This window comes from Alcaligenes faecalis, assembly GCF_002443155.1.
In the GTDB taxonomy this organism is placed as follows: Bacteria; Pseudomonadota; Gammaproteobacteria; order Burkholderiales; family Burkholderiaceae_B; genus Alcaligenes; species Alcaligenes faecalis.
Genome location: NZ_CP023667.1, coordinates 2574464 through 2589423, shown reverse-complemented (window position 1 = coordinate 2589423; position 14960 = coordinate 2574464). Strand labels below are relative to the sequence as shown.

At 56.8% G+C, this 14960-nt stretch carries 14 protein-coding genes; 9 read left to right on the top strand and 5 right to left on the bottom strand.

Translation table 11 applies throughout. The features are described 5' to 3' along the window. Positions 1 to 1335, top strand: coding sequence for a carboxylesterase family protein (locus tag CPY64_RS12185; protein ID WP_042488353.1), 1335 nt, complete (start codon positions 1 to 3; stop codon positions 1333 to 1335). 14 nt (positions 1336 to 1349) lie between these two features. Here the strand turns inward: CPY64_RS12185 and CPY64_RS12180 are convergent, their stop codons facing one another. Both CPY64_RS12180 and CPY64_RS12175 read right to left on the bottom strand, forming a co-directional pair. Further along, positions 1350 to 2246, bottom strand: coding sequence for a PaaX family transcriptional regulator (locus tag CPY64_RS12180; RefSeq protein ID WP_052363022.1), 897 nt, complete (start codon positions 2244 to 2246; stop codon positions 1350 to 1352). Positions 2247 to 2393: 147 nt separating this feature from the next. Further along, complete coding sequence (locus CPY64_RS12175; protein ID WP_042488350.1) at positions 2394 to 2699, bottom strand: Dabb family protein; 306 nt, start codon at positions 2697 to 2699, stop codon at positions 2394 to 2396. Positions 2700 to 2990: 291 nt separating this feature from the next. On the opposite strand from CPY64_RS12175, the gene CPY64_RS12170 reads away from it, so the two are divergent. From CPY64_RS12170 to CPY64_RS12155, 4 genes are all read left to right on the top strand, one after another. After that, a complete protein-coding gene (locus CPY64_RS12170; protein WP_042488347.1) occupies positions 2991 to 3488 on the top strand; it encodes a flavin reductase family protein in 498 nt (165 codons plus the stop codon). A gap of 59 nt (positions 3489 to 3547) precedes the next feature. Beyond that, a complete protein-coding gene (locus CPY64_RS12165) occupies positions 3548 to 4879 on the top strand; it encodes an MFS transporter (protein WP_226791371.1) in 1332 nt (443 codons plus the stop codon). Between the two features lie 68 nt (positions 4880 to 4947). Continuing rightward, entirely contained in the window at positions 4948 to 5994 is a 1047-nt protein-coding gene (locus CPY64_RS12160) for a 2,5-dihydroxypyridine 5,6-dioxygenase NicX family protein (RefSeq protein ID WP_035272122.1), read from the top strand. A gap of 215 nt (positions 5995 to 6209) precedes the next feature. Further along, on the top strand, positions 6210 to 6536 hold the full coding sequence (locus CPY64_RS12155) for a tetratricopeptide repeat protein (protein WP_042488340.1): 327 nt from the start codon (positions 6210 to 6212) through the stop codon (positions 6534 to 6536). A 249-nt stretch (positions 6537 to 6785) separates the two neighbouring features. Here CPY64_RS12155 and CPY64_RS12150 read toward each other — a convergent pair whose 3' ends face one another. Next, positions 6786 to 7553 carry a Smr/MutS family protein gene (locus CPY64_RS12150; RefSeq protein ID WP_052363021.1) on the bottom strand — a complete coding sequence of 256 codons (768 nt, stop codon included), beginning with the start codon at positions 7551 to 7553 and terminating at the stop codon, positions 6786 to 6788. Next, positions 7540 to 8496, bottom strand: coding sequence for a thioredoxin-disulfide reductase (trxB, locus tag CPY64_RS12145; RefSeq protein WP_042488332.1), 957 nt, complete (start codon positions 8494 to 8496; stop codon positions 7540 to 7542). Before trxB ends, CPY64_RS12150 begins: the two co-directional genes overlap by 14 nt. A 43-nt stretch (positions 8497 to 8539) precedes the next feature. Here trxB and CPY64_RS12140 point away from each other — a divergent pair, with 43 nt between their 5' ends. From CPY64_RS12140 to serS, 4 genes are all read left to right on the top strand, one after another. Next, positions 8540 to 10915, top strand: coding sequence for a DNA translocase FtsK (locus tag CPY64_RS12140; protein WP_042488329.1), 2376 nt, complete (start codon positions 8540 to 8542; stop codon positions 10913 to 10915). Continuing rightward, positions 10905 to 11531: an outer membrane lipoprotein chaperone LolA gene (gene lolA / locus CPY64_RS12135; RefSeq protein ID WP_042488326.1), complete on the top strand. Its 627-nt coding sequence runs from the start codon at positions 10905 to 10907 to the stop codon at positions 11529 to 11531. Before CPY64_RS12140 ends, lolA begins: the two co-directional genes overlap by 11 nt. Before the next feature lie 124 nt (positions 11532 to 11655). Beyond that, positions 11656 to 12969, top strand: coding sequence for a replication-associated recombination protein A (locus tag CPY64_RS12130; RefSeq protein ID WP_042488323.1), 1314 nt, complete (start codon positions 11656 to 11658; stop codon positions 12967 to 12969). Between the two features lie 142 nt (positions 12970 to 13111). Beyond that, positions 13112 to 14458, top strand: coding sequence for a serine--tRNA ligase (serS, locus tag CPY64_RS12125; RefSeq protein ID WP_042488319.1), 1347 nt, complete (start codon positions 13112 to 13114; stop codon positions 14456 to 14458). An 80-nt stretch (positions 14459 to 14538) separates the two neighbouring features. On the opposite strand, the gene CPY64_RS12120 is transcribed toward serS, so the two are convergent. Further along, on the bottom strand, positions 14539 to 14847 hold the full coding sequence (locus CPY64_RS12120; RefSeq protein WP_042488316.1) for a hypothetical protein: 309 nt from the start codon (positions 14845 to 14847) through the stop codon (positions 14539 to 14541). Positions 14848 to 14960 lie beyond the last annotated feature (113 nt).

Here is a 14960-nt window from a genome sequence, read left to right as displayed (position 1 = left end):
ATGACGGCGACATTGCTGATCAATGCTCCCTCGCGTCGTTGTCGCGCTGATGGCGTAGAGGTGCAGGCCTGGTATGGCCTGCGTTACGCCCAAGGCACGCGCCGTTTTGAAGCGGCGCGGGCGACGACGGGTCGGGTGGCAGCGACATCGCTGGATCAGGTGCCTGTATTTCCGCAGCGTCCCAGCCGCCTTGCTGCAGTCATGGGCGCAGGCAGTGCCAATCCGCAATCTGAAGACGCTTATTTTCTGAATGTGTGGGCACCCGCCCAAGCGCAAGGTCTGCCCGTGCTGTTCTTTATCCACGGCGGTGCCTGGATGAGTGGCGGCGCTTCTTTGGATTGGTATGACGGCACCCGCCTAGCAGCGCAGGGCATGGTGGTGGTCAATGTCAATTATCGTCTGGGTGCCTTGGGACACTTGGGTGATGCACAAGCGAACGACTTGCCTTTGCCAGCAGCCGACCTGCTCTTGGCGCTGCAGTGGGTGAAGGATCGTATCCATGCCTTTGGTGGCGACCCGGACAAGATCACCTTGATGGGGCAATCGGCAGGTGGCTGGTATGCGCATTTGCTTAGCGTGCTGGAGTCCACACGAGGCTGGATTGACCGTGTGGCTTTGCTCAGCATGGGAACGCGCACGCCGTGGTCGCCCGAGCAGCAAAGAAAAACTACGGAACGCGTGCGACAAAGCCTGGGTGATCAATGGCTGACGGCGGACGTGGATACCTTGATGCAGCACGGCATGGTGGCCTTGGAAAAAGAGCCGCCACGTTTGGCTTATGCTCCTTCGGCATTCTTGCCGGTGGCCAGTGCGGAGATGCCGCCGGATTTATTGAATCCTGACTGGGCGGCGCAAGCCTGCCATGCACAGGCGGTGTATCTGCGCTGTACAGCCCAAGAGTCCTCGGTGTTCTTTTTTGATGTGCCTTTTCATCGGCAGGCGACGCAAGAGCAGGTCGATCAGGCGTTGAGTGTATGGCCTGTGGAGGATTTGCCAGACTGCCTGCTGCGAAATGGGGCGTATCAGGGAGTAGAGTCGGGCCTGACGCCGTATCAGCAAGTGGTGGCAGCTTCGTCCTGGTTGCAGTTTCAGCGTTTTCCCACGCAGTATGCGGCCAGTTTGAAGGCTGCGGGGCATTCTGTGGTTTGGAATGACTTCACGGAACAAAGCCCGCTTGAGGGGGTATTTAGCGGGCATTGTTTTGATTTGCCGTTTCAGTTTGGCAACCTTCAGGCCTGGCAGGATGCACCCATGATGCAGGGGGTGACGCAGGAGCGGTTTGAACGTATCGCCCAGGACTTGATGGGCGACATCGCTCGCTTTGCAGGGGCGTAACGAAAGGAGAGGGCTTACTCCGTGCCGCGAGCCTTCCAGTTTGGAATGGCTTGCTGCACGTGTTGCGAGCTCAGGGGGCTAAGCAGTCGATGCAAGTCACCAAACAGTTTGCGGGCCGTATTGCCTACCCAGTTGTCAGGCAATAGCTCGGGGGCCAGGCCAGGATCCAGAAAGGGCAGTCGGCGCCAGCGTGTCACCATGGGCATATAGAGTCGGAAGGCTTCCAAAGGGTCGCCCGTGCCCTGGCGCAAAGCGGTTTGCCAGACTTCAACCTCGTGCTGATACGAGTTCAAAAAGGACTGGTACTCATTGGCCAGCTTGTCCCAATTCCACCAGCGGGAAATCTTTTCCTGAATATCGCTCAGGCCACTGGGTTCACAGGTGAACAGCTCAATATAGGGCCAGAGCTGGTGCTCGCGTATGTACTCGACAGCTTCCGCCTGCAAGCGCGCCGGGCCTATATACAGGCCCGCATTCACCGTGCCAAAACCCATGCGGGCCAAGCCCGTACGAATCTTGTGGCGATGTTGACGTTCGCTTTCCGGAACGGAGAAGGAAACCAGCAGCCAGGGATCCCGAATATTCATGGAGGGTGAAGAGAAAATCCGCTCGTCACCGGCTTGCATATGCGGTTCCAGCTCGGCGGCCAAGGCATAGCCCTTACCGGAGGCGGCTTGCTGGCTGACCAGCACACCTTTTTTCTTGAGTCGGGAGATGGCGGATCGCACGCTGGACGGTTCAGCTCCCAGATCGGCCAGCAGTTGGACCACGCTGGCCACGGGAATGATGACGCCGGTGGGGCGGGCGAACAGGCCGTAAAGCGTCAGAATGTAGTGATGCGGGGCAAGTTGCTCGTGCTCGCCATGGTCTCGGCTGGCGATGAACTCATCAATCGCGACGCTTGCTTTCATTCTGTTTTCCGGTGGTGGGGCTGATTGCTACCCATTTTTGATAGTAGGTTTGTAGCGGGCCATTTTACCGTGCGTGCCCCGGCGGCGCTAGCGCGGCCGCATGGGGGCTTGTTACGTCTTGTGTGCCTGGGTGGCGGCTGGGATTTCTCAGGGCAGGCTTTCCTCCAGCACGCTGTCCAGTACCACGATGTCTTGAATGTGTGGAGCGATGGCATCCAGCATGGCCTGATGGGCATCGCTTTCTCTGTAAGCATCCAGAGCATCCTGGGTGCGGAATACAGACAGCAGGGCATGGCTATAGCGCGCAGAGCTGCGCGACAAATTCGGCACCCATTCAAAGCGCTCTATGCCTGGGCACTCCTGGCGTATGCGGATAAAGGCGTGGTCCAGCTTGGGGGCCAGCTCCGGGCTGAGCGGGGTGTGGGGCGCCATCAAAACGATATGTAGATACATGTTTTCCTTTGGGCTTGAAAAGGGGGCGTTAGCCTATTTTTATTGCAAATAAATAATGACGAAAGATAATATGCAATAAAATTTAGGTGAATTGTATAGGTCTATAGCTTTTAAAACGACGATTTTTCATAGGGTTAATACCTAAAATCAACAAAAAACATCCTTGATTGACGTTTTTGTTATTGCAAATAAATGACGATCGAAACAGAATTGAGTCCAAGCGAGCAAGCGGTAAAAGAGCTCGCCTCATTTTGGGTTTTGGGTCTTTAACGCCTGAGCAGAGTCATCGTCATGAAAGAAAACATAAGTGGGTTGGGAGCCAGGGCGGTACGCGAAGCCTTCGGACACTTTCCATCGGGGGTAGCGGCCATTGCGGCTGTGCTCGATGGCAAGCCGCAAGTCATTGTTGCGTCCAGCTTCTCCGTAGGGGTATCGCTGGATCCGCCTTTGGCCGCCTTTTTTGTGCAGAAAAGTTCCTCGACCTGGGCGCTGCTGTCTCGCGCCTCGCGTCTGGGGGTGTCAATTTTGAGTGCTGAACATGCGGCTATTTGTCGTCAGTTGGCCGGGCCGGACAAGGACAGCCGCTTCAGCAATATCGAGGTCGAGCTGACCGAGGAGGGGGCCGTCCATATCCAAGGGGCATCAGTCTGGTTTGACTGCAGTGTTTTTCAAGTTCATCCGGCCGGGGACCACGATGCCGTGCAGTTGCTTATCCACGATGTGCAGATCGAGCGCGAAATCTCGCCACTGATCTTTCATCGTTCTCGTTTCACGCAGTTGGTGGCCTGAGCCGCCGTATCAAAAACAATAAACAAGAAGCATAACTATCACAGTGAAGGGGACATCTCTTGGACGCACATACATCATCTTTGCGCGAGCAGCCCATGATTGCCGCGCAGCGTCGACGCGTTATTTTGGGGGTTGGGGCGGGTAACGCCCTGGAATGGTACGACTGGACGGCTTACTCGATTTTTGCTGCCTATTTTGCCAAGCAGTTTTTTCATAGCGAGGACCCACTGGCTGCATTACTGGGCACGCTGGCGGTGTTTGCCGTGGGTTTTTTCATGCGCCCCTTGGGAGGCATCTTTTTTGGCTGGTTGGCCGATCGCAAGGGGCGACGTTTCACCATGACCCTGTCCATGCTGGTGACAGCCTTGGGCAGTCTGGTGATTGGTATTGCTCCTACTTATGACATGGTTGGCCCAATTGCCGCCCTGTTCTTGTTGATGGGACGTTTGCTGCAGGGAATTGGTCACGGCGGGGAGGTGGTTTCTTCCTTTACCTATGTCACCGAAATGGCGCCCGCTCACAAGCGTGGGCTGTGGTCCTCATCCGTTTTTGTCTTTGTCACGATAGGGGTGCTGGCCGCCGTTCTGCTCAGTGCCTGCCTGACCAGCATGCTGGGCGAGGATGTAGTCCGAGCCTGGGCCTGGCGCGTTCCTTTTGTTCTGGGCGGTGCCTTGGGGGTATATGCGCTGTATCTGCGCAGAAAGCTGGATGAAACCCCCATGTTCAAAGCCCGTCAGGCCGCAGCGCAAGCGGCAGGCAAAACGGCACGCCCGGGTGCACGCGTGTTCTGGTCGGAGGTCTGGAAGTATCGCAGCGCTTGCTTGCGCGTATTTGCCTTGTCGGCTGGCGGCACCGTGCTGTATTACGTTTGGGCCATCATGGCGCCCACCTTTGCCATCACCTCCCTGGGCATGCCTGCTGCCAAGGTGATGTGGGTGGGGGTAGGGGCCAATCTGTTCCTGATTCTGTGTCTGATTTTCTGGGGCGCATTTTCGGATCGTTTTGGTCGCAAGGCGAACTGGTACTTCTTTTCTATCGGCTCCATCATCAGCATCATCCCGCTGACCATGGTGTTGACCGGCGGCCAGGGCGAGATCTGGCGTCTGGTGGTGTTCATGGCAGGCGGCATGCTCTTGATCTCGGCACCCACGGCCATCATGCCCGCCTTTTTCCCCGAGCAGTTTCCGACCCGTATTCGTGCGGTCGCCATGGGCTTGCCCTATTCGGTCGCTGGTGCCCTGACGGGCGGGACCGCTCCCTATTTGCAAGCCTGGCTGCATTCCATCAATCAAAAGCAGGTTTTTGACTGGTATCTGATTGGCCTGTGCGTGCTGGCCTTGTGGGCCACCATTGCCTCGCCCGAGACCAAGGGCAAGGACTTGCACGACTGATGTGTACAGGCGCTGCCCAGCTGAAAAAGCTGTGCAGCGCCTTTTTTGAATTTTCTAGGAGTAGTGAGATGTTGCGTGAGCATATTGAAGGCAAGTGGATTGCTGATTTTGTAGAAGTGTTTGGACTTTGCAAGGTGCAGCCCGGCGAGATGGCCGTTGTGCTGTCCGAGACGCAATCGCGCTCCGTGCTGGCCGAGCTGGCCGAGTTGGCCCTGACGCAAATGGGCGCACGGGTTTGCCATGTGAAACTGGTCTCGCCACGACTGAAAAGCAATATTGCCTTGCGCTCGACCGGGACTTCTTTGGCCTTGGAGGGTATGGACCCGATTGTTCAGGCTTTGGCAGGCAGCCAGTTCATTGTGGACTGCACAGTAGAAGGGCTGCTGCATTCGCCCGAGCGTGCGGCTCTGCTGGCCAAAGGTGCCCGCATCATGATGATCAGCGACGAGCATCCCGAGATTCTGGAGCGGGTCAAACCCAGTCCTTACTTGCAAAGCAAGTGCGATATTGGCGGCAAACTGATTACCGACGCCAGCGTCATGCACATCAGCTCCGAAGCCGGTACGGACCTGACAGTCAGCCTGGCGGGTGTGATCGGGCGCGGCAGTGCCGGGATAGCCGACAAGCCGGGCAGCTTTGGGTATTGGCCTGCTGGCCTGTGCATTTGCTATCCCAGCAATGGCAGTGTGAATGGCACGCTGGTGCTGGACAGTGGAGATGTGAACCTGACCTTCAAGCGCTATTTGGAATCGGCGGTGACCCTGCGTATCGAAAATGATTATGTCGTGGCTATTGAAGGCAAGGGCGTGGATGCCGATTTGATCCGTTCTTATTACGCCAGCTGGAATGACAAGGATGCCTATGCGGTCAGCCATGTGGGCTGGGGTATGGCTCCGGCGGCTCGCTGGGACTCCATGGCCATGTATGACAAGCGCGATACCAATGGAACCGAGTTGCGCGCCTTTGCCGGTAACTTCCTTTTTTCTACCGGCGCGAATCCGGCGGCAGGCCGTTTCTCCGATTGCCATTTTGACTACCCAATGCGCAACTGCACGGTTAGCCTGGATGGCCGTGAAGTTGTCAGCAAGGGGGTGTTGCAAGGCGATCTGGCCTAACGCGCTAACAAGAGCGGTACCCGCAGGGGAATGGGCCTACAGAGCCTGAGCTGCTGGGGCCGCCCTTTGATATTCCGTGGTACAAAACCAAGCTCAATGGTTGATGGCTATACGGTTTTATAGTCATCAGGCTGTTCAGGCTGGTCGTTGCCCTTATTCAACTGTGTTTGAAAGTGGCGCGACCCAGCCTCGCTTTGTTTTCAAGGGTACGGTTTATGCGTGAAGGTTTGGAAAAACTATTGGCTGCAGGCAAGGATAATGCCTTGCTGCGCTTTGGCCTGGGCAATGCCTGTATGGGCGAGGGCGATCTGGAAGCGGCCCGCGAGCATTTGTCCAAAGCCGTGGAAATGAATCCGCGTTACACCGCTGCCTGGAAGCTTTTGGGGCGGGTGCTGGTGAACCTGGAACAATTCAAACAGGCCAAGGAAATTCTGGAGCAGGGCTTGGTGATTGCCCAGGAGCAGGGCGACAAGCAGGCTGAGAAAGAAATGCAGGTGTTTTGGAAGCGGGCCGTGAAGGCTTTGGATCAGGCCGCGGAATAAAGGCGGCGAGTGGGCGACTGATATTTTCTTACCATGCGGGTATCAGTGCATTCCCTAAGTGTGACAGCTTTATAAATGGGGCACAATACGTTTCATGCAGGTGAGGAGACATAGCCCCGCAAAGCTGGGCAATAAAGACCGAAATAAAACGGTCACTATTATAAAAGCAATAGGCAGTACAACATAACAACAACAAAAAAAAGGCCAGCGAAAGCTGGCCTTTTTTACGTCTGTACCCCATGAAGAAAATCAAACACCGGGTTCGGACCTGGCTTGCAGCACCAGTTTGACGGCGCCTTGCCCACCTTCATTGGGCGCGCATTCCATATAAGCCAGAACGCTGGGCAACTGGGTCAACCAGCGACGTACGGCATGACGCAAAACGGGTTCGCCATTGCGCGAGCCGTAGCCCGTGCCATGGACAATTCGTACACAGCGCACACCGTGCTCCAGACAGGAGCGCAGAAAGTTGTCCAGCCGCTCGCGGGCCTGTTCCAGATCCGAGCCATGCAAATCCAGGCTGGACTCAATGGGCCAACGGTTGCGTTCCAGATCGCGCAAGACATCGGTGCCACAGCCGGCACGCAAATGTCGTAGATCATTGCTTTCGCCTTGCACGCTGACATATTGGTCAGAGGCCTGGGGCAGGGCAGGCGTACTGATGGGCGCACCTACCGCGTGGCGACGACGTTGCTCCAACTGTTCCGGGCTGGCCGCAGGGCGGCTCATGACTGCGCTTTGACCGCGCTTTTTCAAAGGGGCGACGTCACGCATGGACTGGCGTAGCCAAGCCCTGTCGCTGGGGTCCAATAAGGAAACGGGGTCTTGGGTCGCTGTCGCGTTACTGGCAGGAGCCAGTTTGGCTGGCTTGCCACCGGGATCCGGTGGACGGGGGCGCTTGCGAGCCTGGGGACGGGCGGGGGCCGGCGGCGGATTGAGATCCTGGCGGACCTGACCTTGCAACTTTTTCAGGTCTGCCAGGCTACGGCCTACGGCTTTGGGCTTACTTGTTTTCATCCAACCAGCGCTGTGCGTCCAGGGCGGCCATGCAACCGCTGGCTGCACTGGTAATGGCCTGACGATAGATATTGTCTTGCACATCGCCCGCGGCAAACACGCCAGGAACGGAAGTCATGGTGGCCATGCCTTTCAGACCGCTACGGGTGGTGATGTAGCCGTCGTGCATATCCAGCTTGCCTTCAAAGATCCCGGTGTTGGGCTTGTGGCCGATGGCGATAAAGGCGCCGGTCACAGCCAGGTCTTCCGTGGCCTGGGTCTGGTTATTGACGATGCGCACACCGATTACGCCAGAAGCGTCACCCAGCACTTCCTGCAGTTCGCTGTGCAGTTTCAGGCGGATATTGCCGTTCTGGACGCGATCCATCAGCTTGTCGGTCAGGATGGGCTCGGAACGGAAGGTATCGCGACGGTGTATCAGCGTCACGGTCTTGCAAATATTGGACAGGTACAGGGCTTCTTCCACGGCGGTATTGCCACCACCGACCACGGCCACGTCCTGGTTCTTGTAGAAGAAACCGTCACACGTTGCGCAGCCGGACACCCCACGGCCCATGAATTCCTGCTCTGTGGGCAGACCCAGGTACTGAGCCGAGGCGCCTGTCGCAATAATCAGCGAATCGCAGGTGTAGACTGTGCCACTATCACCATTCAGGGTCAGTGGGCGGGTGGACAGATCAACCGAGGACACCATGTCAAAGATTAATTCTGTTTCGAATCGTTCCGCATGAGCCTGGAAACGTGCCATAAGATCAGGTCCCTGGACGCCTTGGGCATCGGCTGGCCAGTTATCTACATCCGTGGTGGTCATCAGTTGGCCACCTTGCTCCATGCCAGTGACCAAGACGGGGTTGAGGTTGGCGCGGGCTGCGTAGATCGCTGCGGTATAGCCGGCCGGGCCTGAGCCCAGAATGAGTACTTTTGCGTGCTTAGTAGTCGACATCACAGAAAATCCGAAAAAGACGATCTCCAATTATAATGAGTCCATGGCAAGAATACCTGCAACATCCCCTCGTTCGTCCCGGTCATCCAAAAATGTGCGTAATGGGCCTTCAGCCCTGCAACAGCGCCTGACAGGACTGCTGCGCGAAGCACGGTGGATTATCTTCGCTGCTCTGGCAGCCTGGCTGGGCCTGGTACTGGCGACCTGGGATCCGGGCGATCCCGGCTGGTCGCACTCCGTACATTCGGGTCTGACCCAAAACGGCGGCGGCATTTTTGGTGCCCATATCGCTGACTTCCTCTTGTTTCTATTTGGTTTGACGGCCTGGCTCTGGGTGGTGCTGCTGGTGCAGCGCGTGGCCGTGGGCTTTTATCGTCTGACCGCTTTGCTCTTGCCCAGCACCAAAAACGAGGATGTTCTGCCTCGGGTGCGCTGGGAAATTGGCATAGGTTTTTTCTTTTTGTTTCTGGGCAGCATGGGCCTGGAATCGCTGTTTTTTAAAGACCTGGGCCAGCAATGGCAGCTCCCGGCGGGGGCTGGCGGGCAGTTAGGCCAATTATTATCGCAACTATTAGTAACTTCGATAGGCTTTGGCGGTGCCACTTTGGTGCTGATGGGCCTGCTCGCTGGTGGGGCCAGTTTGTTCTTTGGTTTCTCCTGGCTGACGCTGGCCGAACGCCTGGGTGGCTTCATTGAAGGGGCGATTCGTCGGGTGATGACTTTGTGGTCGGCTCGTCAGGATCGTCGCGTGGGCGAGGTCAAACGTGCCGAGCGTACGGAAAGTGTGGTCGCCAAGCAGGAGCAACTGGTACATGAACAGCCTGTTCGTATCGAACCTGCTTTTGTGGCCGTGCCCAAATCCGAGCGCGTCGAGAAAGAAAAGCAGCAGACCTTGTTCAAGGCACCTCGTCAGGCGGGCGAAGCTGGCGATTTACCACCGCTGTCCCTGCTGGACCCCGCTTCTGACAATGTAGAAACGGTGTCGCCGGAAACCATTGAGTTCACTTCGCGTCTGATTGAAAAGAAATTGTCGGACTTTGGTGTTTCGGTAACGGTGGTGACTGCCCAAGCCGGTCCGGTCATTACGCGCTACGAGATTGAGCCTGCTACCGGCGTCAAGGGCAGCCAGATCGTGAATCTGGCCAAAGACCTGGCCCGTGCCTTGAGTCTGGTCAGTATCCGGGTGGTAGAAACCATTCCTGGTAAAAACCTGATGGGTCTGGAACTCCCTAACCCCCGTCGCCAAATGGTGCGTCTGGAAGAAATCGTTGGCTCGCAAACCTATCACAGCAGCGCCTCTTTGCTGACCATGGCTTTGGGCAAGGATATTGCCGGCAAGCCCGTGGTGGCGGATCTGGCCAAGATGCCTCACTTGCTGGTGGCCGGTACAACCGGCTCCGGTAAGTCCGTGGGGATTAACGCCATGATTCTGTCGCTGCTCTACAAGGCAGACCCGGCAGATGTGCGCCTGATCCTGATCGACCCCAAGATGCTGGAAATGAGTGTCTATGAAGGCATTCCTCATTTGCTGGCGCCGGTGGTCACGGACATGCGTCTGGCATCCAACGCCTTGAACTGGTGTGTGGCCGAAATGGAAAAACGCTACCGCTTGATGAGCAAGTTGGGTGTGCGCAATCTGGCCGGTTACAACGCCAAGATACGCGAAGCGCAAAAGCGTGAAGAGCCTATCCCCAATCCTTTCTCCTTGACGCCAGATGCGCCCGAGCCGCTGTCTGTTCTGCCCATGATCGTCGTCATTATTGACGAGCTGGCTGACCTGATGATGGTGCAGGGCAAGAAGATCGAAGAGTTGATTGCCCGTTTGGCTCAGAAAGCTCGAGCAGCTGGTATTCACCTGATTCTGGCGACGCAGCGCCCTAGCGTGGACGTAATTACGGGTCTGATCAAGGCAAACATTCCGACACGTATCGCTTTCCAGGTGTCCTCCAAGATCGACTCGCGCACCATTCTGGATCAGATGGGGGCGGAAACCTTGCTGGGCATGGGCGATATGCTCTATCTGCCTCCCGGTACAGGCTTGCCCAAACGGGTACACGGCGCTTTTGTCAGCGACGAGGAAGTTCACCGCGTGGTTGAGCACCTGAAAGAACACGGCGAGCCCGATTACATAGAAGGCCTGCTGGAAGGTGCGGTCGAAGGCGAGTCGGGTGACGGCGTCAACCCGGCGACCGGCATGGCAGACGCTGAAGCAGACCCGCTGTACGACCAGGCTGTTCAAGTCATTATCAAGAATCGTCGTGCTTCGATTTCCTCGGTACAGCGTCATTTGCGTATCGGTTATAACCGGGCAGCCCGATTGCTGGAACAAATGGAGCAGGCCGGTTTGGTATCGGCCATGCAGCCCAACGGTAACCGTGAAATTCTGGTCCCAGCAGGAGGTGCCAAAGATGAAGATTAAGACACTGCTGGCCAGCATGCTGCTGGCCGCTACACCTGCTTTGACCATGGCCACTTCGGCCAGCGAGCAATTGCGCTCTTTTGTGCAAGATGTGCGCGCTGCAAAGGGCGAGTTTTCCCAGCGTACGGTCGATAGCAACGGCCAGTCCAAAGGCGCGCCGCAATCCGGGCAATTCGTGTTTCAGCGCCCTGGTCAGTTCAAATGGCATGTGCAGCGTCCTTATGAGCAGTTGATCGTGTCTGACGGCAAGTTGCTCTATCAATACGACCCGGATCTGGCCCAAGTCACCGAGCGTGGTGTGGACCAATCCATCGGCGCTTCGCCTGCTGCGATCCTGTTTGGTACTGGCAATCTGGAAGACTCCTTCCGTCTGGTTGAACAAGATGCACGGGATGGATTGGAGTGGATCCGAGCCACGCCTTTGCAAAGCGATGCCGGCTTTTCCTACGTGGATATCGGCTTCAAGGATCGTGAGCCACGTCGTCTGGAATTGCAGGACTCGTTCGGGCAAACCACGTATATCGACTTCACCGGCTTGGAACCGAACCCTCGGATTACCTTGGGTACCTTCACGTTCAAGGCTCCTGCCGGAGTGGATGTCGTCTCCATGCCTTGAGGCACATTCTGTTTTTGTGCAGCTATCGTCAGGATCAGCACTTGGCTGGCTCTGACAAAACAAGTTTTCAATACAGACCTGGTCCGCTTGGCCAGGTCTTGCCATTTTAGGAAGGGCGATCGCCATGCGTGATTTGTTCGCTCAGGAACCCGCCGCACCCTTAGCCGAAGCACTGCGCCCCAAAACTCTGGATCAGGTGGTAGGGCAGTCTCATCTGCTAGGCGAGGGCAAGCCACTACGTTTGGCTTTTCAGTCCGGCAAACCGCACTCCATGATTTTCTGGGGACCGCCGGGCGTGGGCAAAACCACGCTGGCGCGTTTGACGGCCAGTGCATTCGAGTGCGAGTTCATCGCCTTGTCTGCCGTTTTTTCGGGCGTGAAAGATATTCGTGCTGCCATGGAGCAGGCCCAGCAGAATCTGGCTATGGGCAAGCACACCATCCTGTTCGTGGATGAGATACATCGCTTCAACAAGTCCCAGCAAGACGCGCTGCTCCCTTATGCCGAAAGTGGCCTGGTGACCTTTATTGGTGCCACCACAGAAAACCCGTCGTTCGAGGTTAACTCGGCCTTGTTGTCGCGCGCTCAGGTCTACGTGCTCAAGTCCCTGACGGATGAGGAGCTGAAGCTGTTGCTGCGCCGTGTACAGGAGCAGAACGCGCTGGATGGTCTGGAGTTTGAGGATCAAGCCGTTGACACCCTGATCGGCTATGCGGACGGTGATGCTCGCCGCTTCTTGAACCTGCTGGAGCAGACCAATACGGCCGCCAAGACCTCCGGCACCGAGCTGGTCACGACAGATTTCCTGCAAAACGCTCTCACCTTGAATTCACGGCGTTTTGACAAGGGGGGCGACAATTTCTACGACCAGATTTCTGCTTTGCATAAATCGGTGCGCGGTTCCAACCCGGATGCCGCCTTGTATTGGCTGACCCGGATGCTGGACGGCGGGGCTGATGCCCGCTATTTGTCGCGCCGCATCATACGCATGGCTTGGGAGGATATCGGTTTGGCCGATCCGCGCGCCATGCAAATTGCCAACGATGCAGCCTTGACCTTCGAGCGCCTGGGCAGTCCTGAAGGCGAACTGGCGCTGGGACAGGCCGTGATTTATCTGGCTATCGCAGCCAAGAGCAATGCCGGTTATATGGCATACAACCAGGCCCGCGCCTTTGTGAAGCAGGATAAAAGCCGCGAAGTGCCCGTGCATTTGCGCAACGCGCCCACCAAGCTGATGAAAGAGCTGGGCCACGGTCATGCGTATCGCTATGCGCATGACGAGCCCAATGCCTACGCGGCGGGAGAGACTTACTTGCCGGACGGTATTCCCGATCCGCATTGGTATCAGCCCGTGCCCCGTGGTCTGGAAATCAAGATCGCTGAAAAAATGGAGCGCCTGCGTCAGCTGGACGAGCAGGCCGGTAAGAAAGATACCTAAGACAGGACAGGCGCCTGCTTGGCCTGTCACCTCCGTATTTCCCGATATCTCGCTACGGCTTGCGCTGTGCTGCGCTTGTGGTGGCTTGTGGTTAAAATCACCAGATCAATCGGGATTGAACCATCACCTATATGGCTATTAAATGTTAGATCTGAACCAATTACGCAAAGACTTGGAGCCGCTGGTACAGGGCTTGGCGAAACGTGGCGTGCAATTTGACACCGAGCGTTTCCAGCAGCTGGAAGCCCGCCGCAAAGCGGTACAGGTGGAAACCGAAACCTTGCAGGCCGAGCGCAATGCACTGGCCAAGCGCATCGGCCAGCTCAAGTCCAAGGGCGAAGACGCCAGCGAGGCATTGGCTCAATCCCAGCAAATTCCTGTGCGCCTGAAGCAGCTGGAGCAGGACCTGTCCCAAGTGCAGGCTGAGCTGTCCTCCTGGTTCGCTACGATTCCCAACCTGCCACATGAAAGCGTGCCGGTGGGCGAGTCTGAAGAAGACAACGTCGAAGTACGTCGCTGGATTCCCGGTCCTAAAGATGATCAGGGCAAGCCTGCGCACATCACCTTTGAGCCGCGTGATCACGTGGACCTGGGTGAGCAGTTTGGTCTGGATTTTGAAGCAGCCCGCAAGCTGGCTGGTGCCCGTTTCATGGTTCTGCGTGGCCCTCTGGCCCGTTTGCACCGTGCTCTGGCTCAGTTCATGCTGGATACCCAAGTGGAAGAGCACGGCTACACCGAGTGCTACACCCCTTACATCGTGAACGCGTCCACCTTGTATGGCACAGGCCAGTTGCCCAAGTTCAAGGACGATATGTTCTGGGTCACCAAAGGTGGTCAGGACAATGAGCCAGCAGATCCTGCCGAATCCAAGCCTGAAGACCTGTACCTGATCTCCACCTCCGAGATCAGTTTGACGGGCATGGTGCGCGACGAGATTCTGGCTGGTGATGCGTTGCCTATGCGTCTGACTGCCCATTCGCCTTGTTTCCGTTCGGAAGCCGGTAGCGGTGGTCGCGATACCCGCGGCGTGATTCGCCAGCACCAGTTCGACAAAGTGGAAATGGTGCAGATCGTTCACCCTGAACAATCCTACGAAGCATTGGAGTCCATGGTCGGTCACGCCGAGCATGTTCTGCAGGCTTTGGAGCTGCCGTATCGTGTGGTTCAGCTGTGTACCGGCGATATGGGCTTTTCCGCCGCTAAAACCTACGATCTGGAAGTGTGGTTGCCTGCACAGGACACGTTCCGTGAGATTTCCTCGGTCTCGAACTGCGAGGCTTTCCAGGCTCGTCGTCTGCAAGCGCGTTTTCGTGCCGACAGCAAGGCACGTCCGGAGTTTGTGCATACGCTGAACGGTTCCGGTCTGGCCGTAGGCCGTGCTTTGGTCGCCGTGCTGGAAAACCACCAGCAGGAAGATGGCAGCGTGATTGTGCCCAAGGTTCTGCGTCCTTACATGGGCGGTCTGGAACGTCTGGTGCCTGCGAAGTAACGCCTCGGCTTGAATAGCAAAAGGGCTGATGACCTTTATGGTCTTCAGCCCTGTTTTATTCCTGGTTCCGTAATGAGGGATTAGTCATCATCCCAGTAGCGCTCCTGCTGCTTGCGCCAGCGCTTGTGCGCGCGTCGCTGTTCCTTGCGCCATTCCTTGTTGGAGCGACCATATTCCACGTAGCCGGGACGATAGACATAGCGTGGAGGGTGGTAAACCACCGGGGGTGGAGCGACATAAACCGGGCGTTCCACAACATGAGCGGGCGGGTAGTAGATCGGTCCGTAACCGATACCGGGAATACCGACATTGATGTCCACATTCACACCACCTGCAAAGGCAGTGCTGGTGCCCAAAACCATCAAGCCGGCTAATAGTAGCTTTTTCATATGCTGCACCTCTCGTGACTCTAGCTGCAGCGATTGTTGCTCGAAACTCGAGCCTCAAACGTTAGGCAATCCTGCCAAAGCACTTCCAAACGCAACATGGCTCGTATGAGCTA

Coding starts and splice junctions, on each gene's coding strand:
- CPY64_RS12185 (WP_042488353.1), top strand. CDS start 1: ATGACGGCGACATTGCTGATCAATGCTCCCTCGCGTCGTTGTCGCGCT.
- CPY64_RS12180 (WP_052363022.1), bottom strand. CDS start 2,246: ATGAAAGCAAGCGTCGCGATTGATGAGTTCATCGCCAGCCGAGACCAT.
- CPY64_RS12175 (WP_042488350.1), bottom strand. CDS start 2,699: ATGTATCTACATATCGTTTTGATGGCGCCCCACACCCCGCTCAGCCCG.
- CPY64_RS12170 (WP_042488347.1), top strand. CDS start 2,991: ATGAAAGAAAACATAAGTGGGTTGGGAGCCAGGGCGGTACGCGAAGCC.
- CPY64_RS12160 (WP_035272122.1), top strand. CDS start 4,948: ATGTTGCGTGAGCATATTGAAGGCAAGTGGATTGCTGATTTTGTAGAA.
- CPY64_RS12155 (WP_042488340.1), top strand. CDS start 6,210: ATGCGTGAAGGTTTGGAAAAACTATTGGCTGCAGGCAAGGATAATGCC.
- CPY64_RS12150 (WP_052363021.1), bottom strand. CDS start 7,553: ATGAAAACAAGTAAGCCCAAAGCCGTAGGCCGTAGCCTGGCAGACCTG.
- trxB (WP_042488332.1), bottom strand. CDS start 8,496: ATGTCGACTACTAAGCACGCAAAAGTACTCATTCTGGGCTCAGGCCCG.
- CPY64_RS12140 (WP_042488329.1), top strand. CDS start 8,540: ATGGCAAGAATACCTGCAACATCCCCTCGTTCGTCCCGGTCATCCAAA.
- lolA (WP_042488326.1), top strand. CDS start 10,905: ATGAAGATTAAGACACTGCTGGCCAGCATGCTGCTGGCCGCTACACCT.
- CPY64_RS12130 (WP_042488323.1), top strand. CDS start 11,656: ATGCGTGATTTGTTCGCTCAGGAACCCGCCGCACCCTTAGCCGAAGCA.
- serS (WP_042488319.1), top strand. CDS start 13,112: ATGTTAGATCTGAACCAATTACGCAAAGACTTGGAGCCGCTGGTACAG.
- CPY64_RS12120 (WP_042488316.1), bottom strand. CDS start 14,847: ATGAAAAAGCTACTATTAGCCGGCTTGATGGTTTTGGGCACCAGCACT.